We start from the raw sequence: 22,890 nt of genomic DNA, 5'->3' as shown, positions 1-22,890 counted from the left end.
GTTAGCTATGTATTTCAGTCTTACGCTCAGTGGCACATCAGTAAATATTCAGATGGGTACAGTGGCTGGAATGCTGCTATCCGTAAAATGGGCGTTTTACCAAACATCGAGGGATATGAAATGAGAGATAAATTTCGCGCCAGACACTATCTTGCCATGCAGGATTATACAGCGGAAGAGATCCGTTATTTGGTCGAGCTGGCAACCGATTTAAAACGCAAATGGACCATGCGTGAGCCACATGAATATTTACGTGGGCGTACCTATGGCATGATTTTCGAAAAAAAATCTACGCGTACCCGTAATTCCTTCCATGCCGCCGCAACGGCGCTGGGGGCTCAGTCTATCTATCTGCGACCGGATGAAATGCAACTCAGCCGTGGCGAGCCAATTAAAGATACCGCACGCATTATTGATCGCTATTTTGATGGTTTGTATATCCGAACTTATGGACAGGAAATTGTTCAGGAGTTTGCGCAATACATGAAAAATCCGGTGATTAACGCGTTAACGGCGCTGGAACATCCTTGCCAGGGGCTGGCCGACCTTCTGACCATTAAAGAAAAATTTGGTGAATGGAAAGGGGTAAAAGTCTGTTATGCCGGCGATGTCTATAACGTCTGTCATTCCCTGATGATCGGCTGCGGCATGATGGGAATGGATATTTACGTTGCTGCCCCTGAAGGGTACGAACCCGTACCGGAAATTCTGGCCTGTGCGCAGCAACACGCGGCGAAAAGCGGTTCCAAAGTCATCGTGACCCGGGACTTCGACGAGGCGCTGCGTGGAGCTGATGTGGTATATGGCAACACCTGGCATAGCATGGGTGAAAACGAAGCCCAGAAAGAAAAACGCATTCAAGACTTTATGCCGTACCAGATCAACGCCCAGGCAATGGCGAAAGCGCGTAAAACGGCGGTCTTCATGCATTGCCTGCCGGGTTACCGTGGCGAAGATATGACAGACGAAGTCATTGAAGGGCCACAGTCCGTGGTGTGGGATCAGGGTGAAAACCGCATGCACACCGTGAAGGCCGTTATGGTGGCTACGGCGGTCTAGCATTCCGGCTCAAAGGCGAGGGAGCCAAAATTCTGGCTCCTCCGCGTAATGCCGTCAGATATCACTTCTACTTTTAGTCGCCATCCGTACTTCACTAAGGAGTTTGTTATGAGCCAATCTGTGGAGAATAAAACACATCTAAAAAAAGCCATTACCTTCAATGGTTTCTTGGGGATGGGTATTGGCTGCGTGTTTGGTGCTTCCTGGTTGGTACTTACCGGCACCTGGCTAAGCACCGCCGGTGGCCCATCCAATGCGGCACTGGCCATTTTGCTCTGCCTTCTCATTGAGCTTCCCCTGGCGCTGGCTTATCTGGAAGCCATCTCGGCGGTTCCGTTGGCAGGCGGAGAGGCTGCGTATTCTTACCTTGCCTTCGGTAGTTTTGCCGCGATGATTGCCGGATGGTTCGGCGTGTTGGTGAATATCATTTTATGCGCCTGGGAAGCGCTGGCGATCACCACCATGCTGGGCTACCTGCTGCCTTCCATGAAGAGTGCGGCGATTCTCTATGAGGTCGGCGGGTTTGCGGTCAGTGCTCCATTATTGATTATCGGGCTGTTACTTGTCGCGGGGATCGGCATGATGCAGCACCGGGGGGTAAAACTTTCATCAACGTTACAGACGGTCATTACAGTGACTGTTTTAACCCTGGTTATCGTCTCGCTGATTGCATGTTCATTCTATATCAACCTTGAAAATCTCAGCCCGTTACAGAGCAAACCGACCTTTGCCGGCGTGGTGGCTCTGCTGGCGCTCCTGCCATTTTCTATTGCCGGATGGGAAACCATAGCCAAGGGGGCGGAAGAAGCCTCTGCCAGCCTAAGCCGTAAAAAAACCGCTCTCGCTTTGATTATCTCTCTGGTCATCGCCACCTTTATGTATCTGATTACCATGCTGGTTCCTTCGGCCATTGTGCCGTGGCAAAGCCTGATGACCATGGATATCCCCTTTGCTCATGCAGCAGAAATAGTGACAGGTACGCCAGTTTGGGGGTTGGTATTAACGGCGGCTGCTTGCTGCGGAGTCGTGGGTGTTTATAACGCCTGTTTTTATGGCGCAACCCGTTTACTCATGTATATGAGCCAGGTGGGTTTAATTCCGGCCGCTTTTTCCCGGTTGCACCCGGTTTACCATACGCCAACGGTAGCCATCCTTTTCGTTTCATTAATAGCCGCTTCTGCCTGTCTGCTGGGTAAAGCCGTGTTTCTCCCACTGGTCACCGTGGCCGCTTTTTCCTATATCGTCTTGTGGGGGTCAACGCTGTTTTCCGTCATGCGACTGCGGAAATTGCGCCCTGAGCTTCCGCGCCCACTTCCCACTCCGGGAGGAAAATTCACCCTGGCTGTGGGGGCCATTGTGACTCTGCTTATGGCTGCGGCCATGTTGGTTCCTGGCAGCCCGGCGTCGCTTAAGTGGCCCTATGAGCATCTTCTATTGGGTGTGCTGCTGGTGATTGGCATGATCCTCTATTTGTTGCGGGATAAATCTGTTTCCGGAGAAGAACAGGCCAAATTGATACTGGAAAATATTCCTACCGAAATAGTGAAAAAAGACTGACTACTCAATATAGGCATTCGGATTAATTCTGTACTCATATCGATGAAAATACCCTGAATGTATCTTGTGAAATAAAGATAATTAAGAGGTTAAAAATGGAAAGAAGCTATGTAAAAAATGCAACTAATAGACTGAAGAAGGTTTTATTATGTCCACCAAAACATTTTTCATTCCAGCCTATTAATGTCATTACTGAAGACTGGCTGGAAAAAGGCGAGTCAGCCGATATTAGCGCATTTCGGCGCGAACATGATGCGCTGGTTCAGGCTTATCGTGAAAACGGCGTTGAAGTGGTATTGATGGATCCTGATCCTGACCTTCCTTATCAGGTTTATGCGCGCGATTTCGGTGCCTGCGTCGCGGAAGGCTTCATTATGGGGAGGTTCCGCGAACCTTGCCGGCAGGGGGAAACGGCAACTTATGAGGCCAAGATGAAACAGCTTGGTATCCCCTGCGTTGCACGCTGTACCAGTGGGGCATTTGAGGGCGGTGATTTCTGGATGATAGATGAGCACACTATTGCTCAGGGCGTGGTGGCAAGAACGGACTATGACGGCTACAAGAACATTGAACGCCAGATGTGGGAACTGGGTTACACCATGGTACCTATCTTCTGTAAGCGTGAAAATCTTCACCTGGACATGTGCTTTAATATTGTTGCAGAGAAAGTCGCGGTCGTTTGCAAAGCCGCGCTTCCCGATGAGTTTTTAAATCTGCTTGCCAGAAGAAAATTCACCCTGATTGATGTTCCGCAACAGGGGGTATTCCGCCATCATTGTAATTTGCAGGCATTGGGTGATGACCGGGTACTGACCTTCAAAAATAATAAAGAGACCAACCAGCAACTTGCTGCTTTGGGAATTAAAACCATTGAAATTGAATTGGAGGAAATTCTCAAAGGTGGCGGTGGGCCTCACTGCATGACTTTCCCATTAGAACGGGCATGAAATAGTCAGCCTTCTAAAGGGGAGGGTAGGGCTTCCCCTTTCTTATCTGTCAGGGAACAGGAGAGGATAATTATGAGAATACTTATAGCATTAGGCGGCAATGCGCTATTAAAACGTGGGGAAGCCATGACTGCGGAAAACCAGCGGAGAAATATCGTTATAGCCTGTGAAGCTATTTCCCGTCTGGATGGCAAACACCAGATAATTATCAGCCATGGAAATGGGCCACAGGTAGGATTATTAGCACTGCAGTCTGAGTCCTACGCCGATAAAGTTGAGCCCTATCCTTTTGATGTTTTGGGCGCGGAAAGCCAGGGGATGATTGGTTACATGCTGGAGCAGGAGCTACGTAATCATATGCCCGGCAGGCAGGTTGCCTGTTTGCTGACTCAGGTAGAGGTTGATATCAACGATCCTGCAGTCAAACAACCCAATAAATTTATTGGGCCGGTCTATAACGAAGGACAGGCCAAAAAATTAATGCAGGAAAAAGGCTGGATAATAAAACCGGATGGTAAATATTACCGCCGCGTTGTTCCCAGCCCACAGCCATTGGCGATCGTCGAAATTGAGACATTACGCACGCTGGTAAACAATGACGTGATTGTTATTGCCGGCGGCGGTGGCGGTATCCCGGTCACCATCCTCAGTTCGCAAAGCCGTGGGCTGGAGGCCGTTATAGACAAAGACCGTTGCTGCAGCCTGATGGCTCAGCAGCTGGATGTTGACTTACTGATTATCGCGACCGACGTCAGCAGAGTTTTCACTGATTTTGGCACGGCGGACAGCAAAGCAATTAAAGCCGCTAATCCACACGCACTGCTTGAAATGGATTTTCCGGCAGGTTCAATGTGGCCCAAGATCCAGGCTACGTGTGAGTTTTCTATCAATAGTGGCAGATCGGCAGTGATCGGATCGCTGGAGGATATTGTTGATATGGTCGATGGACGGGCGGGAACCTTGATCAATAAAGATATTGATGGCGTGGCGTTTCACTGACGAGCACCTTAAAGCTCGTTGATTACACATGGGTGTACCAGATATTGGCACCGCGGCTATTCCGGGCCATCAGCCAAAGCGACATGGCAAAGGAGACAATTGTGGTTATTGATCTCTCCCTCATTGGGCTTTACTTGTTATTGGTGTTAGGCGTGGGGTGGCTGGGCTGGAAGCGCGCAAAAACGCGAGATGATTATGCCGTGGCGGGCAGGCGTCTCGCGCCGTTGATGTTCACCGGGACTATGGCCACGACGGTACTTGGCGGTGCGGCAACCATGGGCAGTATGGGACTCGGCTATCAATATGGTATCTCTGGGTTATGGCTGGCAACTAGCCTGGGAATGGGGCTCATTGGTCTGAGCTTGTTTCTGGTTACCCCGTTGTTGAAACTCAATTTGCACACCGTAACTCAGGTTCTGGCAATCCGTTATCGTCCCCGTGTTCGTTTGTTGGGAGCGGCTATTATGATGGTCTATGACCTAATGGTTGCGGTTACTTCCATTATCGCCATAGGCAGCATTATCGAGGTTTTGTTGGGCATCCCCTTTCTGTATGCCATCTGGATCGGTGGCGGGGTGGTGGTTATTTATGTTTTTCTGGGGGGGATGTGGTCATTAACCATGACTGATATTTTTCAGTTTATTATGATGACGGTCGGAATACTTTTTATCTTAATGCCTGCCAGTATTATTCATGCCGGTGGTTGGCAAAATATGCAGGATATTTTACCCGAGGGTTTCTTCTCTCTGAACAATATTGGCTTACCGAATATCGTTACTTATTTTTTAATCTACTGCCTGGGAATGTTTATCGGGCAGGACATCTGGCAACGCATGTTTACCGCACGAAGTGCCGGCGTTGCTCGCTGGGGAGGCTTCGTCGCCGGGGTTTATTGTATTGTCTGGGGCGTGATGGGGGCAGTTATCGGCATGAGTTGTCGGGTGTTTTTGCCCGATATTGGCAACCCGGATGCCGTATTCATGAGCGCCGTACAGACGGTGCTTCCCGTAGGCCTTCGGGGGATTGTCATTGCTGCTTCACTCGCGGCACTCATGTCTACAGCCAGCGCCTGCATGATGGCGACCTCAACCCTGTTTGTTTATGATATTTATGCCGCTTTATTTAAGAAAGAAAAATGTTCAATTAAAACAGATCGCTGCGCAACCCTAGCCTTTGGTTTCACTATACTGATCATCGCCAGTTTGATTGGCGATGTTATTACTGCGCTGACTGTCGCTTATACCATTCTGGTTGGCGTGCTGTTGGTCCCCCTGATTGGAGCCATTTGTTGGCAAAGGTCTTCAACCACCGGGGCGATATCGGCAATGGTGTCCAGTGCTGTCATCATCATCTATTTTATGGCCAGATACGGAATGCAGGCTAACAGTGTGACCTATTACGGGCTGTTGGCGAATCTGGTGACCTTCGTGACAATAAGCCTGTTATGGCCTGATTTTCGGACACCAACCCCGCAGAATTAATCGGAAACTCAATTCTCGTGGGCTTCCTTACTGAGAATTCGGGAGCGGCAAACGTCCAAAATCTCATCTGCCAGCGCGGAGTCATCAGGGCAGGCGCGGGACAGCACCAGAGCACCGACAAGATGTGCGATGGTATCGATCAGGTCGGCACGCGTTAAGTCACCCTCGCCATTTTCATTGGCTAACAGAGCCAGCTGACGTTCAATGCCAGCCGCAAACGTCGCCTTAATCGATTCAGATTGGCGCGCCGTATCAGTACCTAGTGCCGACATCACACAACCCTTGCCCATATCATCACGATGCTGACGGGAGAGATAGTTTTCAACAAATTGTTCCCGGTTCACACCCGCCGTATTTTCTGCGGATTGCGTAAAACCACAGCTCATCGCCTCCGCCATCAAATCAGCCTTGGAAGCAAAGTGCTTATAGAACCCGCCATGAGTTAAACCTGCCGCAGACATCAGCTCTGCTACACCCACGCCGTCATAGCCTCGCTCACGAAACAACGCTGAAGCTGTTTCAACAATACGTATTCGGTTTGCACGAACCTGCTCTTTAGAAACCCTCATTGCTCTGCCTCTTCTCCTAAAACTCATGTCGTAAGTATACATTGATGATGATCGTAATCAAACGGATTGACTTTTTAGATTACGATCATCATCATTACGATAGTCCCGTTAGCCACCGCAATCAGGGTTCTACAGACATCGCAGTTTGCGAATTTTATTTACTCATTGATAAAGAAGGGTATTTCATGACCAAACCAACAGTTCTGATTACAGGCGCTTCCACAGGCATTGGCGCCGTATACGCTGAACGGTTCGCACGCCGGGGCCATGACCTGGTTCTGGTCGCCCGCGACAAGACAAAACTTGATAGCCTTGCCGAGCAGTTGAGACAAGAAAGCGGTATTGCCGTCGACGTTCTGCCTGCTGACCTCACGCAAGCGGATGATTTAGCGGCTGTTGAAGCTCGTTTACGTGATGACACGCGGATAGGCATTCTTATCAATAACGCGGGTATCGCGCAGTCGGGCAGCTTTATAGAGCAGACGTCTGATTCAATTGAGCAGCTTATCGCGCTTAATGTGACGGCTTTAACCCGACTGGCTAATGCTGTGACGCCACGGTTTGTGCTGGCCGGCGAGGGCGCTATCGTCAACATCAGTTCCGTCGTCGGGCTCGCCCCTGAATTTGCAATGTCGGTTTATGGCGCAACCAAAGCCTTTGTCCTGTTCCTGTCTCAGGGCATGAATATTGAGCTGTCGCAGAAGGGGATTTATGTTCAGGCAGTGCTCCCTGCCGGGACTTATACGGAAATTTGGCAACGTGCAGGTATCGACACCAACGCTTTGCCCCAAATGATGGAAGTGGGCGAATTGGTTGATGCAGCCCTGGTTGGGTTTGATCGGCGTGAACTCGTTACCATCCCACCTTTGCAGAATGCCGCACGTTGGGACAACCTCGATGCTGCGCGTCAGACCCTGCTATCGGATATCAAACAAGATGAAGCCGCAGAGCGATATAAAACCCTTTAGACAATAAAGGGTCCTGCTCAGAACAATCGTTCAGCTGCCTGCACGGCAGGGGAAAAATAAATGAATAATAAGACGATGAAAGCCTTCACGTTTAAGCGTTACGGTAAATCTCCTGAATTAGGGTTTGATAACGTAGATTATCCTTCGCTCAAGGCTAATGAAGTCTTGGCTAAAGTTTACGCTGTGGGCCTAAATCCAATCGACAATATGATCCCAACCGGAATATTTAAGCCGGTTCTGCATTTTAAGCTTCCCGCAACATTGGGTAGCGATCTGTCTGGGGTTGTTATTGCCGTGGGAAGTCGCGTGACTCGTTTTTCCCCAGGCGATGAAATCTTCGCCAGCATCTTCGATACGGGAACGGGGTCTCTTGCCGAATTTGCCGTGGTGCCTGAGAGCGCTGTGGCTATAAAACCGGCAAATCTGGATTTTGTGCAGGCGGCTTCGCTCCCTATGGTTAGCCTTACGTCCTGGCAAGCTCTGACCGAGCGTGTCAGGCTACGGCCTGGTCAGAAGGTTTTCATCCCGGCAGGTTCTGGAGGAATAGGCACCGTTGCTATCCAACTGGCGAAGCAATTGGGCGCAACCGTGGGGACGACAACCAGTACGGGCAATATCGAATGGGTGAGGAGCCTGGGGGCTGACGAAGTCGTTGACTATAAAAAAGAAGAGTTCGAAAAAGTATTGGCTGGCTATGATGTGGTACTTGGCACCACCAGGGGAGATATGATTGAAAAATCCACCCAGATCCTTAAGCCTGGAGGAAGTATTGTTTCTCTCGTCGGGCCGTTAGATGTCAAATTTGCGCGGGCTAGAGGGTTAAATTTCTTTCTGACTTTTATCTTCAGGCTTATGAGCCGCAATATTATGCGTCTTTCAAAAAAGCGGGGCTTGACCTATACGTTTCTATTCGTTCGGCCAGAAGGTGATCAACTCAGCCAGATAGGTAAACTGGTAGAAACCGAACAAATCAAACCCGTGATCGACAAGGTATTCCCCTTTGCTCAAACAAAGGAGGCGCTTGCCTACCTTGCCCAGGGACATGCAAAGGGAAAAGTGGTTATCAAGATGCAGGATTAATTCCTTATTCTATGCTGCCGTGTTGCCGTTGTCGGATAAGTGGCTATCATCTTTCCTTTAAACCCTTGCCGCTGCCGAAAGGATTGCCTGTCACTATGCCCGTAAATTTTGATCTCAACGATCTCTACGCCTTCCGCGCGTTGGTTGAATACGGCAATTTTCGGCTTGCCGCGGAGTCCATCTGCCTTTCTCAGTCAGCATTGAGCCGCAGGATAGAGAAGCTGGAATCCGCGCTGGGCATTAAGCTGTTCGATAGAACCACCAGACGTGTCACGCTAACCCTTTATGGACAGACCTTCGCCGAGCGTTCAGATCAACTATTGATGAACGTTGAGTTGGTATTAGCAGATATCAATAAAGTCAGTCAGGACAGAACGGGCCTGGTCACCGTCGCCACGGTGCCTTCAGCGGCCTACTACTTCATGCCCGACGTGATTCGCCGCTTCCAGGCTCGCTATCCCCGCGTACGCGTTAAGCTTATCGATAGCAGTGCAGGCAATGTCATCGAAGCGGTTACCAGCGGGCAGGCCGACTTCGGCATCTGTTTTGCGAGAAACCTGCAACCCAATATCGAATTTTTGCCGTTGATTGGGGATGTTTATGTGGCCGCCTGCAGGTGCGATCACCCTCTGGCCACTAAAAAAAGCCTGACCTGGCGCGAGTTTTATCAGCAGGATTATGTGGGGCTGGATAAAACCTCCGGCAACCGCAATCTGCTCGATCAGATGCTGGCGCATATCATCCCTGAGCGTCCCAGCCTCTGCGAAACCCGCCATGTGACGACCCTGCTGGGCATGGTTGAGGCGGGTATCGGCATTGCCGCCGTACCCGCTATGTCTATGCCGGGATCGGATCATTCGGTGCTGACTCACCTGCCGCTGACCGACCCGGTTGTCAAGCGCACCGTCGGCCTGATCCGGCGCAGCGGACGTATGCAATCCTATCTTGCCGCTGAGCTGGAAAAATTGATCACTGAACAGTATCACTCTGCCTAGCCGGTTGTTCAGCCTTCACGGTTCTCATCCCGGTGGTGCGAATGGTTTTTTGCGCCTGCGGGGAAGACAGGAAATCCAGTAGCGCTTTGCCTTCCTGACGGTGTTCGGCTTTGGCAGTGACCGCACCGGCAAAACGGGTAATGTACTGGACATTGTCAGGCAGTTCGCCAATAAAGGTTACGCCCGGGACAGGGAGCAGTTCACTAACCTGCTGGAAACCTAGCGCATATTTTCCTTTTGCCACCTCGGATGCCACCGGAATGCGTTCAACCTTATGCGCTTTCTCCTTCACCTGGTCTTCAATACCCAGTTTTTGGAACAGCTGGCTGCTGACATATCTGCCGCTGGCACTGTCAGAATAGGCAATGGATTTAGCCTGCAGCAGGGTATTACGCAGCTCTGCATCATTTTTGATATTGGGTTTAGGGTCACCTTGTTTGACCACCATGCCAATCGGCGAGTCGGCCAGTTCCACGCGCGAACCCGGCTGGATCCAGTTATCCTTTTCCAACTTTTTTAGCGCATCGCCCACCATAATCACCACGTCGGCATTTTCGCCGCGAGCCAGGCGTGCTGGGATCGCCTGGGGCGTATTACCCATCGAGGGGCCGGACACCAAAATGATTTTGTCGCCACTCTTTGCTTCAAACTGTGGCGCCAGTTTTTCCAGTGCGGCTTTAAAGCCACCTGAAATCATGACGGTCACTTCTTTAGCTTGTACTCCCGTGCTGACAGAGAAAATCATCAACGTGGCGAGCAATGAACGATAGATTTTTTGCATGACGCAATCCCTGATTTAAGCGGCTGTTTGTAAAGATAATGGGCTGCGACGGTACAGATAGAATGTCGCCAGCAATGCACATAGCGCAGCAAAACTCATCCAGTAGCCGGGGGATGCCTTATCGCCGGTGTACTCGATCAGTGCGGTAGAAATGACCGGTGTAAATCCGCCAAAGACAGCGGTCGCCAGGCTGTAGGCCAGTGAGAAACCGGCAACCCGGACCTCCGTCGGCATGATCTCGGTTAACGCCGGGATCATGGCACCGTTGTAGAGCCCATAGATGAAGGAGAGCCATAACAGCACCGTGAGCATCATGGAGAAACTGGGGGCTTCAGCAAGCAGGCCAAGTGCCGGATACGCAGTGACCAGTGCCAGCAGGGCCATGGTAATCAGGACCGGTTTACGACCAAAACGGTCTGACAGAGCGCCCCCAACCGGCAGCCAGAGGAAGTTGGATATCGCTACCAGCAAGGTCACCAGCAGGCTGTCAGAGGCGCTTAGCATCAGCACTTTTTTACCGAACGTCGGTGCATACACGGTGATCAAATAAAACGCGGTGGTGGTCATGGCGACCATCAGCATGCCGGCAATAACCACCTGCCAGTTTGCCAAGAGGGTTTTAAACACCTCGCGCATCGCCAGGTGGTTGCGACGGGCGTTAAACTCCTGGGTCTCTTCCAGTTTGCGACGCAGGAAAAAGATGAAAGGGACAATCAGGCAACCGAACAGGAAAGGCAGACGCCAACCCCATTCGCGAATGGCGCTTTCTTCCATGACGGCATTCAGGGCGAAACCCATCGCCGCAGCCACCATAATGGCCACTTGCTGGCTGCCAGACTGCCAACTGGTGTAAAAGCCTTTACGGCCAGGGGTGGCAATCTCGGCCAGGTAAACGGATACGCCACCCAGTTCAGCACCGGCTGAGAAGCCTTGCAATAAACGGCCGCCCAGCACCAGCAACGGCGCCCAGATCCCGATCGTCTGATAGGACGGAATGAGTACAATCAGGAAGGTCCCGGCGGCCATGATCGACAGGGTAACAATCAGCCCTTTACGTCTGCCGACTTTATCAATGTACGCACCCAACACGATTGCACCGATAGGACGCATCAAAAAGCCCGCGCCAAAGACCGCGAAGGTCATCATCAGCGAGGCAAATTCACTGCTGGCCGGAAAAAAGGTATGGGCGATGTAGGTGGCATAGAACCCGAACAGGAAAAAATCAAACTGCTCCAGAAAGTTGCCAGAGGTAACTCGCAGTATCGCGCTGATTCTGGCCCGGCGGGTCATGGGGGCGTTAGAGGAATGCATCTTAATCTCCAGTTTGTCATTGACGCTTTTACTGCGCCTGTTTCTGCAGACTGGATCAGGTCAATAAAGTAAATAAGCGCAATAAACGCATCAGCTGATGCGTTTGCCGCATGAATCAACGTTAACAATTGAATGCGATAAGCTGTAACGGGTCGTTAACAATGATTCCCCTGCGCTGACTTGTTCGCTGGACGCTAAAACTTCATGCGCGTTTTGTGACAAGCCTCATACAGGGGAAAGGACCGAAAAATGCTGAGAGGGAGATACAGGAGGGAGCTCATAGGTTGGTAAACTCACTGCCGCGATCAGATTTGCTTATCCTGATGACTATTTTCAGCCGATCTCTGCGTCTCTTTCATGTAGTCAATAAAAGCGCGTAATGGGCCGGACATATATTGGCGATTAGGATAATAGAGTTGCAGGGATGGGCGTTCGGGGAGCCAATCGTCCAGGACCTTGGCGAGCTTGCCGCTTTGCAGATGTTCTTTCACCTGTTCGTAATAGAGATAGCCCAGCCCGGCTCCGCGCAGAACCGCCTCAAGCGCTGAATCCATATCGTCGAGCATGATATTCCCAACCGGAGCCACTTCAAGTTTCCCTGATGGGTTTTCAAATTCCCAGAGATAAGGGCGGCCGCTCTGGAAACGAAAAATGACGCTTTGGTGATGAATCAGCTCGCACGGATGCGTCGGTGCGGGATGATGCTTAAGGTATTCAGGCGTGGCGACCACCACCAGTTTGATTTTCGGCCCGATAGGGACGGTAATCATGTCTTTTTCTACCCGGTTATTCAGGCGGATCCCGGCATCGAACTCCTGTCGGACAATGTCCACCAGCTTGTCATCGGTGGTGATCTCCACTTTTATGTCCGGATATTTGCGGCTAAATCCGGCGATTATCGGCAACAGAAAGAGACGTGAGGCCAGGCGTGAAGTATTGATTTTCAGAGTGCCCATTGGGGCATCGCGAAAGCAATTCATTTCGTCGAGTATGGTATTGAATTCATCAAACACCGGGCGCAGCCGTTCAAAAAGGGTTAATCCCGCTTCAGTCAGCGCCACGCTGCGAGTAGTGCGATTGAATAAACGGACCTTTAATCTCTGCTCCAGCTGCTTGATGGAATGACTCATGGCGGAGGCGGATAACCCCAGCTCATCACCCGCCTCCCGAAAACTTTTGTAGCGTGCGACGGCAATAAACGAAGCAAAGTCTGAAAAGTTCGGCTGCATTAGTGAATTTTCCTCAATAACCCATCTCAAATACTACGTTTTACACAACTATCCTGCGGCCGTAAAGTAATAGTTCTTTCACGGATAATTAGGGTAATTATATGAAATTAAATAATATTTACTTTATCTGGGCCCATCCGCGTCCCGATTCTTTAACCGCGCAGGTGGTGGGTGAGATGCAGAGCGAAGCGGCGCGTCAGGGCTACAATGTTTCCAGCCTTGATCTCTACCGCAGCCATTTTGATCCGATACTCAGGGTGGAAGATGAGCCGGACTGGGATAATCCGCAGAAAACCTATTCTGAAGAAGTGCATCGGCTTTTCAATGAGCTGGAGGATAAGGACACACTGGTTCTGGTGTTCCCCGTATGGTGGTATGCCTTTCCGGCAATGCTTAAAGGTTATCTGGAACGCGTCTGGAACTATGGTCTGGCCTACGGCGCAGGGAGTGGCCTGAAGGATAAAAAGATCCGCTGGCTGGCTTTGGTGGGCGGTTCACAGTCAGGATTCATTAAGTACGGCTGGGAAAAGAACATGACCGATTACATTAATGGCAGCATGGCCTATCTGGGTGTGGAGGATGCAAGGATCGATTTTCTCTATAATACGATTGGCGTGGAGGAGGGGATCACCGACGGTGAAGCCCACTACCAAAAACTGTTCGCCGAAGCGCGTGAGGTTGTCAGTTCTCTGAGAGCAACCAGTGAAGCCTGAGCACTAGCGCCTGGCTAAAATACCAAAAGCAGACTTCCGGAGAAGCCTGCTTTTCTAATTTGGCGGGGTTATTTAGCGGCGAGTTCTCTGCGGATGATTTCCGCGCCTGCGCTTAACGCATTGAGCTTGCCTGTGGCTACCCGACGAGACAACGGGGCCATGCCGCAGTTGGTTGAAGGGTAGAGCTTGTCGGCGTCAACAAACTGCAGTGCCTTGCGTAAAGTATTGGCGACTTCCTCCGGTGTTTCTATGGCATTGGTTGCCACGTCAATGGCGCCTACCATTACTTTTTTACCGCGGATCAGTTCAAGCAAGTCCATTGGAACATGCGAGTTATGACATTCCAGTGAGATTATATCGATATTGGATGTCTGCAGTTTGGGGAAAGCTTCTTCATATTGCCGCCATTCTGACCCCAGCGTCTTTTTCCAATCGGTATTGGCTTTGATGCCATATCCATAGCAGATATGCACGGCCGTTTCACATTTAAGCCCTTCGATGGCTCTTTCTAAAGCGGCGATCCCCCAATCATTCACTTCATCAAAGAAAACATTAAATGCCGGCTCATCAAACTGGATAATATCGACACCGGCCGCCTCTAACTCTCGGGCTTCCTGGTTGAGAATTTTAGCGAATTCCCAGGCCAGTTTTTCGCGGCTTTTATAGTGGCTATCATAAAGCGTATCTATCATCGTCATTGGGCCTGGCAGGGCCCATTTAATCGGCTGCTTGGTTAGCTGACGTAAAAACCGGGCGTCTTCAACAAACACCGGCTTTTGACGGGCCACCGCACCGACGACTGTCGGTACACTGGCATCATAGCGATTACGAATTCTGACCGTCTGCCGTTTTTCAAAATCAACGCCGCTCAGGTGCTCAATAAAGGTAGTTACAAAGTGTTGGCGCGTTTGTTCGCCATCACTGACAATATCAATGCCTGCCCGTTGTTGATCTTCCAGGGACAAGCGCAGGGCATCTTGTTTACCCTCAATCAGTTCCTCATCCTGCAATTTCCAGGGTGACCAAAGTGTCTCTGGTTGTGCCAACCAGGAAGGCTTGGGTAAGCTGCCGGCAGTCGAAGTAGGTAATAATATTTTCAAAATGGATGACCTTTTATTTTTTGGTTAATCAAAGCGCGCAGTGAGCAGACCATTGCTCAAAAATAGTCTTATAGGGTTTGATAAAGTGTTCTTCAGTAAATTTCCCCTGCTCAATAGCCAACTGGCTACGCTCTTCACGGTCATAAACAATTTTTGTTAATGAATGATCCTGGTGATTCAGGGCCGGCTGATAGTATTGTCCGGCTGCAGAGTTTGCATTGTAAATCTCAGGGCGATAAATCTTTTGGAACGTCTCCATCGTGCTGATGGTACTGATAAGTTCAAGAACGGTGTAATCACTAAGTAAATCACCAGAAAAATAAAATGCCAAAGGCGCAACGCTATTTTTCGGCATAAAATAGCGGACCTGCAGGCCCATTTTGCTGAAGTATTTTTCAGTCAAAGAAGAATCGTTTTGCTGGTATTCAATGCCTAATACAGGATGCTGATTCCCAGTCTGGTAATAGGTGTCTTTACTTGAAACACTTAAACATATTACCGGTGATTTTTTAAAGTTATCTTTGTACTCATTTGAATTGACGAAATATTTAAATATATTCCCGTGCAAGTTGCCAAAGTCATCTGGAATGCTAAATCCGGCTTGGTTATTATTGTGCTCTAACAGCAACACACTGAAGTCATAATCTCGCACGTAAGAAGAGAAATTATTCCCTACGATACCTTCAGTGCGCTTATTGGTCTTTTTGTCAATAATGTTGGTTTTTAATATCTCAATGACGGGGAAGCTATGGTCATTGTTTTTAATATTCATCTCAACGGAAATGATTTCAAGTTCGACAGAATAACGATCGCCTTTGGGGTTATCCCAATGCGCCAGGGTATTGAAACGATTGTCAATCATCACCAGAGTATTGCGCAGGTTCTCCTGACGGTTCTTGCCTCTGGCCAAATTGGCAAAATTGGTCGTGATGCGCGTATTTTCTGAAGGGTTATAGTTTTCATCGAAACTACTGCTCTTGATAGTAAATGTAAAATCTTTGTTCATCGTGATCTTGCACCCTGATTTCTGGTATGAAAACTGAATCTAACTTTTTGATTTACCAGAAACTACTGGGTTTCTCATTCGTCAGTCTTCATGTTGTCAGTAAGTTAACATTGCATCTTTTATGCCAGAGCCACGGAATGAGTGAAAGCGACTTAATTTCATTACCACATGAGGCATATTCATGATCTGGGGTGGGGAGGGGGAAAGTGTCGGTAGTGGGGGCATTGACGGGTCAAAAAGCTTTGAGAAACGCCCCCTACAAACGCCGTTGGTGTTTACTGCTTCAACCCGGCCCTTCGCTTCCTGCCGCTAACAAAGGAACAAGGATGTCGCTAATGGGGGTAGGAATACCCTGCGCATGGCCATAACGCTGCACGACGCCGTTGCGTATCTCCCATTCCAGCGGGCGATTGGCCTGGCGATCGGCGAGAATGGAGGTACCCAAATCCGCAGGCGCACGATGAAAACCGTCAACGATCTCCTGTGGAACGTTATCGCTAAGTACCGCACCTTCGGCTCGTGCGACAGACAGACATTCATGCAGATAAGCCAGTGCCAGTTTCGTGATATCCCCGCGTGAGAACATTCCCGCACGGCGGTTTGCAAGAACCATCAGGCCCGCGACCGCATTCTGCAATAGTTTGCGCCAGGCGATCGAGAGGAAATCGGATGACAACTCAACGCTGCAGCGGCTACCGCTGAGCGCATCAACGACCCGTTTTACCTGCGGCACATCCGGGAGTGTCAAACGCGGTTTAGCCCGCAGGCGGACAGAGGAATCTGGTTCGCGCTGTGCCGGGAACCATACGACCGAAGGCAGTACCGTTGCTCCGTTAACATAGGGTTCCAACAGAGTTTTCTGTTCGACACCGTTTTGCAGCGCACACACGACAGTGTTTTCATCGCATAACGCGGCAAGCCAATGGGCGCTCTCAGCCACCTGGGTCGTTTTCACCGCCACAAAGACCAGATCGAAGGGTTGGGTGCTGGTCGGCGGCCTGCTCAATACCGGACCAGGAACCACCACTTCACCTTCATCGTGACGCAGAATTAATTGTGGGTGCGCGGTGCGCCCGCAAAGTAGTGGCGTGCGGCCGATTTCGTGCAATGCAGCAGCGATAGTGGTACCAATCGCACCGGGACCAATCAGAGCAATAGTAGGGGAGTCAGGCATTTCAAGTCCTCCTGTTATCGTCAATCCATCAACAGCGTGCCGGTAGCACTCACCGTGCTCGCCAGTATTTTGCTGAACGTGAGTATTTCACCGAGAAACAGATAACCCAGGACTGCGGCAAACAGCAAGCTGATTTCGTGTCGCACCGATAGCCAGAACGAGCATCAAAAAGTCGGCTCAAAGCGAGATTGTGTTCAAAGAGCTTTAACAGTCTGCTCTGTGCCAAGAACGGACGTTGCTTGATGAGTTTATTTCAGTCAATATGCTACGTCACAACCATCCGACGCTCTCTCGCCACTTATTATTGGTAATTTTATCATTTTCGCTTATTTTTTTAGAGATTGAGCGAGGTTCTCTTCCAAGGTAATCAGATATTTCTGTTGGGGACAGATCAAAATCTACTAGCATGACTCTTAGTTTTTCCATCTCTTTTAAAGTCCAAGGTTTGCCATGGTTTTTATAAAGAGAGATCTTATAGTCCCAAACCTCTCGCCTTTTCTGATTTTTATTTACCCTTTGAGAAATTTCACTTTCAAATTGTGAAAAAAACTCTTTACTAAAGTTGCTATCAGTCTCTTTAGTGTACAAGTTGCTAAAAATAAGTTGGGATGCCAGGTCCACATCGGGAGAATCGATAATAAAATCTCTAATCTTTTCTAAATGGGGGTGTTCAATTTTTCCTAAAATACTTAAGGGTTTAACATTAAAAAAACCTCTCAGATCAAAAGCTTTAATAATTTTTGTCTGGATTACACTTTCAATTCTAGTTGCATTTGAATAACAGTAATTAGCCATTGGAAGGGCCCATACTTTCAGTTGAGGGATATATGTTTCAAATGCAATGCTCTTCCAAGTGGCATCAAAATCCTGGTTTTTTGCTAATATATTCTTAGGTGTATCAAAATGTACTGTTGTTGATGCCCATATTTTATAGTCCTTTGCTAGTGATTTGTAGTATTTTATATGGTTGTGGATTTTATAACTTGACATAAAACGATACACGTCATCATTGTGACCTGCATTGTAAATTGTTCGGTTTCCTCTCAGGTAACCTTCAAAATGTTCATTTATCCTTCGCCCTACATTACAACTCACCCCAACATAGACAACGCGATTAAAAAGCCCTTGATGAACGATAAGATAAACTCCACTACAGCCAGACTTCCTAGCATCTGATATGGAACCTAAAAATCTCCATTCCATTTTAAAATCCATCTTTGTACTAAAAATTTTTATTTATCACTATTTGATTAAAATATCAACAAATTAAGTTAAAATTAGAGAGGTTTTATAGCTTTTCACAGTTTTATTCACTATGGTCACTGATTATATAATGTAGTGGCGCACTTAATTTGCCCACCTAAACAGAGGTGACATACTCCTCGTTGATTAACACACAAAAATGTTATTAATGCCCTTGGCAGTAATAAATTATGAACTTCCACACTTCGCTCATAGCAGTCATCATGCATCCAAGGCCACTCAGCGTCGTGCAAAAAGCAGACTTAGCTATACCCACGGTACTCAAGTTGCAGTCTCAGGAAGTCAATGTCAAACTAACGATGCCTTGGGTCTGAGTTGATATTTTTCACCTAGAAGTTAGCTTAGTATATCTAAACACGCAGATAAATATGGAGGGGAAAATGGAGTTTAAATATACCTTTATAGGTGTTGTGCTTCCTGAACGTGCACAAATGTCTTATAGCTTCTCTCTAAAAATAAATCTAATCAGCGGTAGTGAGGGGGTATTTGAGTGTTCAATTGTAAATAATCAGTTGCTTGCAATAGTGCGTTTAGAAGAGAATGTTGATATTATGACTTTGAGAAATATCACTCATAACATTATTCAGAACTATCTTTCTCTATTGGGTTTTTATTCGGGTGTATATTATGACATTAAGGTTGACCGGGTTTATAACGACGATCTCTCTGTGGATTATGTATATGGTGTTGCAAATACAGACATACAAGAATTTTGGGGTGCCGTAGACTTATTCGTAACACTTAATGAAGGTTTACCTAAGACTTATGGTCAAGCAGGCGTGTTACTTAGTCGAGCTCTTAATGACTTGATGAGCGCTTTGAGAAATGCTGATGATGCTGCATTTTACTGTTATAGAGCAATTGAAAGTTTAAAAAATCACAATTCACTTTTGAAAAATATAACTATCAAAGAAGAACGTTATCATTGGAAATCGTTTAGAGAAACATCTGACTGTTCACGAGCTGAAATTGATGAAGTAAAAATATTTTCTGATGATTTGAGGCACGGAAAACCAGTTGCCATGACTGCAGATGAGGTGAAGCATGTTTTGGTGAAAACATGGGGAATAACTCGTAAATACTTTAATAAAATTTAGCCCCAGTCAACGGTAGTACTATGATATTAATTGAGTGAGTATTTATGGGTATACTTACTTTGGGAGGAGATCATCATGGTTTCGGTAGTCAAGCCGTGGCCTTTAATGTTAAAGCCCATGTCCGTTTCTCGCTCGTAGCAGCCATCCACCAAAACAAAAGCAAAAAGCCCGCTTAAGTTTCCTTAAGCGGGCTTTTCTAATATGGCTCCTCTGACTGGACTCGAACCAGTGACATACGGATTAACAGTCCGCCGTTCTACCGACTGAACTACAGAGGAATCGTTTGAACGGCCGGAATCATAACGGGGTGTTGGCAGCATGTCAAAGGCGGATTACGCATTCTGTGACTGTTTGCTTACAGAATGCGCAACCCGTTGAGCTTTTGGCAGATTTAGCTCCGTTCTGCGCGTTTTAGACGCAGTTGATAATGGTAATGGCTGCCGCTGAGCAGGTAGTCCTGATTAACGCTCGGGCTCCAGGAGTCGTCACCGCCCACCCCCATGTGGAAACCGTCCAGGCTGAGCCAGGTACCGGCTTCCGGTTGCAGCAGGTGCTGGTGGCTGCATTCCATCAACTGGCGCAGGCCGTAGCGGCTGAGCGAAAAGTGGAACCGTCCGTCGATGTGCCAGCCACCGTACTGCAGGCTGCGGGTCTCGCAGCGTAGCCCGTTCTCGCCGGGGAAGATATACGGCGTGTGCAACGCTTCCAGCGGCTGCTGCCAACGCCCAAATTGCGCGGCGAGGCGGCGGTCCGGGTAATTCTCATGTGGGCCCAGCCCCAACCATTGCGCCTGTGGATGAATTTCTTTCAGTTGGCAGCTCAGGCCAATACGTGCCGGTGGCGGCAGACTGGCGGCAATATCGACGTCGACGCTGATGCTGACGGCGCCCTCGCTGTCGAACAGCCACTGTTTGCGACTGCGCAGCAGCGTTTGCCCATCGGCTTCGAACAGGTGTTCGCTCACCACCCGCACGCCGTCGCTCAATTGATCGGCCTGCAACAGCGTGCAGCGCTCCTCCAGCCGATACATGCCCGCCAGCTTCCAGCGTTCTACCCAGGCGTTGGGATCGATGCGCTCGACTTCGCTGATGCCGATGTCGTTATCCAGCGGCGCACGGATAAAGTTATCGCGCAGTGGCGTCAGCAGTTGAGAGTGGTCATGTTGCCACCATTGGCTCAGGCAGCCGTCGTGGCGCGTAAACTGCCAGCGTTGATGGCCACGGGTTATGTCGATAGTTTGGTTATTTTGGCTCAGCTGTGGCGCTGAACCGGCCACTGCTGGTGGTGCAAAATGCAGCGTGCGTGGCACCAACCATTGGTCCCAGGCGCAGCGATGGTTGGCTTCGGACCAGTCGGTGGCCAGCGGTTGCACCACTTCGACATTCAGCCACAGTTCGCCGGGTTGATGGAGCATCGGCAAGCGTTCGAGCAGTGGGAAGCTGGCGCTACTCTGCGGTAGCAGGTTGAGATCGAAGCTGCCGCTGGCGCGCTCCGTGCCATCGAGTTCCAGCCGCCAGTTCAGCCGTTCATTATCGGTTTGGCGGAACAGATACTCGCTGTTGACGGTCAGCGTCAGCGTTTCGGCGTCGAAGGTAAACTGGAAAAATTGCTGTGCGCGTTGCGCTTCAAACAGCGCTGGGTGGGGTGTGCGGTCGGGGAATACCAGACCGTTAAGGCAGAATTGTCGATCGTTCGGCGTGTCGCCAAAGTCGCCACCGTAAGCCCAGTAAGGGTTGCCGTTTTCATCACTGCGGGTCAGTGCCTGATCGACCCAGTCCCAGACGAAGCCACCCTGCAGGCGCGGATACTGACGGAAGGCCTGCCAGTAGCGGTCAAAACCCCCGAAGCTGTTGCCCATCGCATGAGCGTATTCACACAGGATCAGCGGGCGATGCTCATCCGGCAGGCCGATCCACTTTTTGATTGACCACTTGGGCACGGCGGGGAACGGCTGATCCTGATCCACCCGCGCATACATCGGGCAGATAATATCGGTGGCGGCGCTGTTGGCCCCGCCGCCTTCGTACTGAACCGGGCGGGTAGGCTCCTGAGTTTTCACCCAGCGATACAGCGCGTCGTGGTTGCAGCCGTGACCGGATTCGTTACCCAGCGACCAGATAATAATACAAGGGTGGTTGCGGTCACGCTGCACCATGCGGGTTACGCGTTCGCTCATTGCCGGCAACCATAGCGGATCGTCAGACAACCGGTTCATCGGCTGCATGCCGTGGGTTTCAATATTGGCTTCATCCACCACATACAGCCCGTAGCGATCGCATAGCCGGTACCACAATGGATGGTTCGGGTAGTGTGAGCAGCGCACCGCGTTGAAGTTGTGTTGCTTCATCAGCAGGATGTCATGGCGCATGGTGGCCTCGTCCATCACCTGGCCGTGCTGTGGATGATGTTCGTGGCGGTTGGTACCGCGGATCAACAAGGGCTGGCCGTTAAGCTTCAGCAGTCCATTGCTGATTTCCACCTGGCGGAAGCCGACGTCATAGGCCTCCACCTCAATAATTTTTCCTTCCGGCGACAGCAAGGTGACGGTTGCGCGGTACAGCGTGGGTGTTTCCGCGCTCCACAACGCTGGTTGTTCCACCGGCAGGCGCAGGGTAGTGCGATCCTCATAGGCACCGCGTTCGTCGATAATTTCACTGCCGAATGCCTGAGTTTTTTCCCCAACCAGTTGACCATCACGCCATAACTGCAACTGTACCCGGTGCTGCGTGGGCTGGTTGATGTGAACTTCCGCCACCAGTTCGCCACGGCGGAAACTGTCATACAGCGGGGTGGTGATGCGGATATCGCTCAGATGCGTGGCGGGTTTATGCAGCAGGCTGACGTCGCGGAAAATACCGCTCATGCGCCACATATCCTGATCTTCCAGATAGCTGCCATCGCACCAGCGCAGCACCATCACCGCCAGTCGGTTCTCACCGGCCTGCAACCAGGGGCTGAGATCAAACTCGGCGGGCAGGCGGCTGTCCTGTGAATAACCGACCCAGTGGCCGTTGCACCACAGATAAAACGCCGAGTTGACGCCGTCAAAAATGATGCGCGTCTGGCCTTCCGCCAGCCAGGCAGGGTCGACGGTAAACTGCCGCGAATAGCAGCCGGTCGGGTTTTCCTCTGGTACCTGTGGCGGATTGACCGGGATCGGGTAGCGGACGTTGGTGTAGATCGGCGCGTCATAACCGGCAAGTTGCCAGTTGGACGGCACCGCAAGAGTATCTGCGTCGGCCAGGTCCTGTTGTAACCAACCGTCGGGTACCGCCTGGGGCTTATCGAAATAGCTGAACTGCCAGTCGCCGTTCAATATTTGCCGGCTCTCGCTGCTCTTGTCATCACGGGCGGCATTCAGGTTGCGCCAGCTCGAGAAAGGCGGATGTGCAGCCAGCCGCTGATAATGGGTACAGGCCGGATTTTGCCAGTCCCGGCGGGCGAGGAGGTCTTTCAGGGAAGGATAGGGCAGGCTACTCATCGGCGATCGTCCTGTCGGCAGATTATAGAGGCATCATGCCGAATAAGATGCTGATGAGTACCAAAAAAGTAAAGCGGTTA

At 50.0% G+C, this 22,890-nt stretch carries 20 protein-coding genes and 1 tRNA gene; 10 read left to right on the top strand and 11 right to left on the bottom strand.

Annotated features, from left to right (window positions below; all coding sequences use genetic code 11):
* The first annotated feature begins 120 nt into the window (after window positions 1–120).
* From argF to ACNT1W_RS18250, 5 genes are all read left to right on the top strand, one after another.
* Complete coding sequence (argF, locus tag ACNT1W_RS18270) at window positions 121–1,059, top strand: ornithine carbamoyltransferase (RefSeq protein WP_112362543.1); 939 nt, start codon at window positions 121–123, stop codon at window positions 1,057–1,059.
* Window positions 1,060–1,167: 108 nt separating this feature from the next.
* Complete coding sequence (locus ACNT1W_RS18265) at window positions 1,168–2,616, top strand: APC family permease (RefSeq protein WP_012145905.1); 1,449 nt, start codon at window positions 1,168–1,170, stop codon at window positions 2,614–2,616.
* A gap of 95 nt (window positions 2,617–2,711) precedes the next feature.
* Window positions 2,712–3,563 (top strand): dimethylarginine dimethylaminohydrolase family protein, encoded by an 852-nt coding sequence (locus ACNT1W_RS18260; protein ID WP_012145904.1) that lies wholly within the window; start codon window positions 2,712–2,714, stop codon window positions 3,561–3,563.
* A 72-nt stretch (window positions 3,564–3,635) separates the two neighbouring features.
* Window positions 3,636–4,562, top strand: coding sequence for a carbamate kinase (gene arcC, locus ACNT1W_RS18255; protein ID WP_419245973.1), 927 nt, complete (start codon window positions 3,636–3,638; stop codon window positions 4,560–4,562).
* Window positions 4,563–4,663: 101 nt separating this feature from the next.
* Window positions 4,664–6,043, top strand: a complete 1,380-nt coding sequence (locus tag ACNT1W_RS18250) for a sodium:solute symporter (protein ID WP_112362540.1) — start codon at window positions 4,664–4,666, stop codon at window positions 6,041–6,043.
* An 8-nt stretch (window positions 6,044–6,051) separates the two neighbouring features.
* On the opposite strand, the gene ACNT1W_RS18245 is transcribed toward ACNT1W_RS18250, so the two are convergent.
* A complete protein-coding gene (locus ACNT1W_RS18245) occupies window positions 6,052–6,612 on the bottom strand; it encodes a TetR/AcrR family transcriptional regulator (RefSeq protein WP_026142447.1) in 561 nt (186 codons plus the stop codon).
* Between the two features lie 185 nt (window positions 6,613–6,797).
* On the opposite strand from ACNT1W_RS18245, the gene ACNT1W_RS18240 reads away from it, so the two are divergent.
* From ACNT1W_RS18240 to ACNT1W_RS18230, 3 genes are all read left to right on the top strand, one after another.
* A complete protein-coding gene (locus ACNT1W_RS18240; RefSeq protein WP_261277543.1) occupies window positions 6,798–7,580 on the top strand; it encodes an SDR family NAD(P)-dependent oxidoreductase in 783 nt (260 codons plus the stop codon).
* Window positions 7,581–7,640: 60 nt separating this feature from the next.
* Window positions 7,641–8,660 (top strand): NADP-dependent oxidoreductase, encoded by a 1,020-nt coding sequence (locus tag ACNT1W_RS18235; RefSeq protein ID WP_419245972.1) that lies wholly within the window; start codon window positions 7,641–7,643, stop codon window positions 8,658–8,660.
* A 95-nt stretch (window positions 8,661–8,755) separates the two neighbouring features.
* On the top strand, window positions 8,756–9,655 hold the full coding sequence (locus ACNT1W_RS18230; RefSeq protein WP_419245971.1) for a LysR family transcriptional regulator: 900 nt from the start codon (window positions 8,756–8,758) through the stop codon (window positions 9,653–9,655).
* Here the strand turns inward: ACNT1W_RS18230 and ACNT1W_RS18225 are convergent.
* The 3 genes from ACNT1W_RS18225 to ACNT1W_RS18215 all read right to left on the bottom strand — a co-directional run bounded on the left by ACNT1W_RS18225 (window position 9,630) and on the right by ACNT1W_RS18215 (window position 12,976).
* Entirely contained in the window at window positions 9,630–10,436 is an 807-nt protein-coding gene (locus tag ACNT1W_RS18225) for a substrate-binding domain-containing protein (RefSeq protein ID WP_419245970.1), read from the bottom strand. The genes ACNT1W_RS18230 and ACNT1W_RS18225 overlap by 26 nt on opposite strands.
* 15 nt (window positions 10,437–10,451) lie before the next feature.
* A complete protein-coding gene (locus ACNT1W_RS18220) occupies window positions 10,452–11,747 on the bottom strand; it encodes an MFS transporter (RefSeq protein WP_026142446.1) in 1,296 nt (431 codons plus the stop codon).
* A 305-nt stretch (window positions 11,748–12,052) separates the two neighbouring features.
* Entirely contained in the window at window positions 12,053–12,976 is a 924-nt protein-coding gene (locus ACNT1W_RS18215; protein ID WP_419245969.1) for a LysR family transcriptional regulator, read from the bottom strand.
* A gap of 101 nt (window positions 12,977–13,077) precedes the next feature.
* On the opposite strand from ACNT1W_RS18215, the gene ACNT1W_RS18210 reads away from it, so the two are divergent.
* Window positions 13,078–13,689 (top strand): NAD(P)H oxidoreductase, encoded by a 612-nt coding sequence (locus tag ACNT1W_RS18210; RefSeq protein WP_112362535.1) that lies wholly within the window; start codon window positions 13,078–13,080, stop codon window positions 13,687–13,689.
* Window positions 13,690–13,757: 68 nt separating this feature from the next.
* Here the strand turns inward: ACNT1W_RS18210 and ACNT1W_RS18205 are convergent, their stop codons facing one another.
* The 5 genes from ACNT1W_RS18205 to ACNT1W_RS18185 form a co-directional block, all read right to left on the bottom strand.
* Window positions 13,758–14,789 carry a methionine synthase gene (locus ACNT1W_RS18205; RefSeq protein WP_026142445.1) on the bottom strand — a complete coding sequence of 344 codons (1,032 nt, stop codon included), beginning with the start codon at window positions 14,787–14,789 and terminating at the stop codon, window positions 13,758–13,760.
* Between the two features lie 28 nt (window positions 14,790–14,817).
* Window positions 14,818–15,795 (bottom strand): DUF1852 domain-containing protein, encoded by a 978-nt coding sequence (locus ACNT1W_RS18200; RefSeq protein WP_419245968.1) that lies wholly within the window; start codon window positions 15,793–15,795, stop codon window positions 14,818–14,820.
* A 283-nt stretch (window positions 15,796–16,078) separates the two neighbouring features.
* Complete coding sequence (locus ACNT1W_RS18195; protein WP_419245967.1) at window positions 16,079–16,969, bottom strand: oxidoreductase; 891 nt, start codon at window positions 16,967–16,969, stop codon at window positions 16,079–16,081.
* A 20-nt stretch (window positions 16,970–16,989) separates the two neighbouring features.
* Window positions 16,990–17,115, bottom strand: coding sequence for a hypothetical protein (locus ACNT1W_RS18190; protein ID WP_017893393.1), 126 nt, complete (start codon window positions 17,113–17,115; stop codon window positions 16,990–16,992).
* 124 nt (window positions 17,116–17,239) lie between these two features.
* Window positions 17,240–18,184 (bottom strand): GIY-YIG nuclease family protein, encoded by a 945-nt coding sequence (locus ACNT1W_RS18185; RefSeq protein ID WP_419245966.1) that lies wholly within the window; start codon window positions 18,182–18,184, stop codon window positions 17,240–17,242.
* A gap of 428 nt (window positions 18,185–18,612) precedes the next feature.
* Here ACNT1W_RS18185 and ACNT1W_RS18180 point away from each other — a divergent pair, with 428 nt between their 5' ends.
* Complete coding sequence (locus tag ACNT1W_RS18180; RefSeq protein ID WP_419245965.1) at window positions 18,613–19,329, top strand: hypothetical protein; 717 nt, start codon at window positions 18,613–18,615, stop codon at window positions 19,327–19,329.
* Between the two features lie 202 nt (window positions 19,330–19,531).
* Here ACNT1W_RS18180 and ACNT1W_RS18175 read toward each other — a convergent pair.
* Both ACNT1W_RS18175 and ACNT1W_RS18170 read right to left on the bottom strand, forming a co-directional pair.
* Window positions 19,532–19,607, bottom strand: a tRNA-Asn gene (locus ACNT1W_RS18175).
* 113 nt (window positions 19,608–19,720) lie between these two features.
* Window positions 19,721–22,810, bottom strand: coding sequence for a beta-galactosidase (locus ACNT1W_RS18170; RefSeq protein ID WP_419245964.1), 3,090 nt, complete (start codon window positions 22,808–22,810; stop codon window positions 19,721–19,723).
* Window positions 22,811–22,890 lie beyond the last annotated feature (80 nt).

This window comes from Serratia sp. NFX21, from assembly GCF_048517035.1.
Lineage (GTDB): Bacteria > Pseudomonadota > Gammaproteobacteria > Enterobacterales > Enterobacteriaceae > Serratia > Serratia quinivorans.
Note: the sequence above shows the minus strand (reverse complement) of the source record. Positions and strands in the feature narration are given on the sequence as shown.

Excerpts from the sequence above, each read along its gene's own strand:
- argF (WP_112362543.1), top strand. The coding sequence starts at position 121 with ATGAGAGATAAATTTCGCGCCAGACACTATCTTGCCATGCAGGATTAT.
- ACNT1W_RS18180 (WP_419245965.1), top strand. The coding sequence starts at position 18,613 with ATGGAGTTTAAATATACCTTTATAGGTGTTGTGCTTCCTGAACGTGCA.
- ACNT1W_RS18265 (WP_012145905.1), top strand. The coding sequence starts at position 1,168 with ATGAGCCAATCTGTGGAGAATAAAACACATCTAAAAAAAGCCATTACC.
- ACNT1W_RS18210 (WP_112362535.1), top strand. The coding sequence starts at position 13,078 with ATGAAATTAAATAATATTTACTTTATCTGGGCCCATCCGCGTCCCGAT.
- ACNT1W_RS18200 (WP_419245968.1), bottom strand. The coding sequence starts at position 15,795 with ATGAACAAAGATTTTACATTTACTATCAAGAGCAGTAGTTTCGATGAA.
- ACNT1W_RS18220 (WP_026142446.1), bottom strand. The coding sequence starts at position 11,747 with ATGCATTCCTCTAACGCCCCCATGACCCGCCGGGCCAGAATCAGCGCG.
- ACNT1W_RS18260 (WP_012145904.1), top strand. The coding sequence starts at position 2,712 with ATGGAAAGAAGCTATGTAAAAAATGCAACTAATAGACTGAAGAAGGTT.
- ACNT1W_RS18225 (WP_419245970.1), bottom strand. The coding sequence starts at position 10,436 with ATGCAAAAAATCTATCGTTCATTGCTCGCCACGTTGATGATTTTCTCT.
- ACNT1W_RS18215 (WP_419245969.1), bottom strand. The coding sequence starts at position 12,976 with ATGCAGCCGAACTTTTCAGACTTTGCTTCGTTTATTGCCGTCGCACGC.
- ACNT1W_RS18230 (WP_419245971.1), top strand. The coding sequence starts at position 8,756 with ATGCCCGTAAATTTTGATCTCAACGATCTCTACGCCTTCCGCGCGTTG.
- ACNT1W_RS18195 (WP_419245967.1), bottom strand. The coding sequence starts at position 16,969 with ATGCCTGACTCCCCTACTATTGCTCTGATTGGTCCCGGTGCGATTGGT.
- ACNT1W_RS18235 (WP_419245972.1), top strand. The coding sequence starts at position 7,641 with ATGAATAATAAGACGATGAAAGCCTTCACGTTTAAGCGTTACGGTAAA.
- ACNT1W_RS18240 (WP_261277543.1), top strand. The coding sequence starts at position 6,798 with ATGACCAAACCAACAGTTCTGATTACAGGCGCTTCCACAGGCATTGGC.
- arcC (WP_419245973.1), top strand. The coding sequence starts at position 3,636 with ATGAGAATACTTATAGCATTAGGCGGCAATGCGCTATTAAAACGTGGG.
- ACNT1W_RS18170 (WP_419245964.1), bottom strand. The coding sequence starts at position 22,810 with ATGAGTAGCCTGCCCTATCCTTCCCTGAAAGACCTCCTCGCCCGCCGG.
- ACNT1W_RS18245 (WP_026142447.1), bottom strand. The coding sequence starts at position 6,612 with ATGAGGGTTTCTAAAGAGCAGGTTCGTGCAAACCGAATACGTATTGTT.
- ACNT1W_RS18185 (WP_419245966.1), bottom strand. The coding sequence starts at position 18,184 with ATGGATTTTAAAATGGAATGGAGATTTTTAGGTTCCATATCAGATGCT.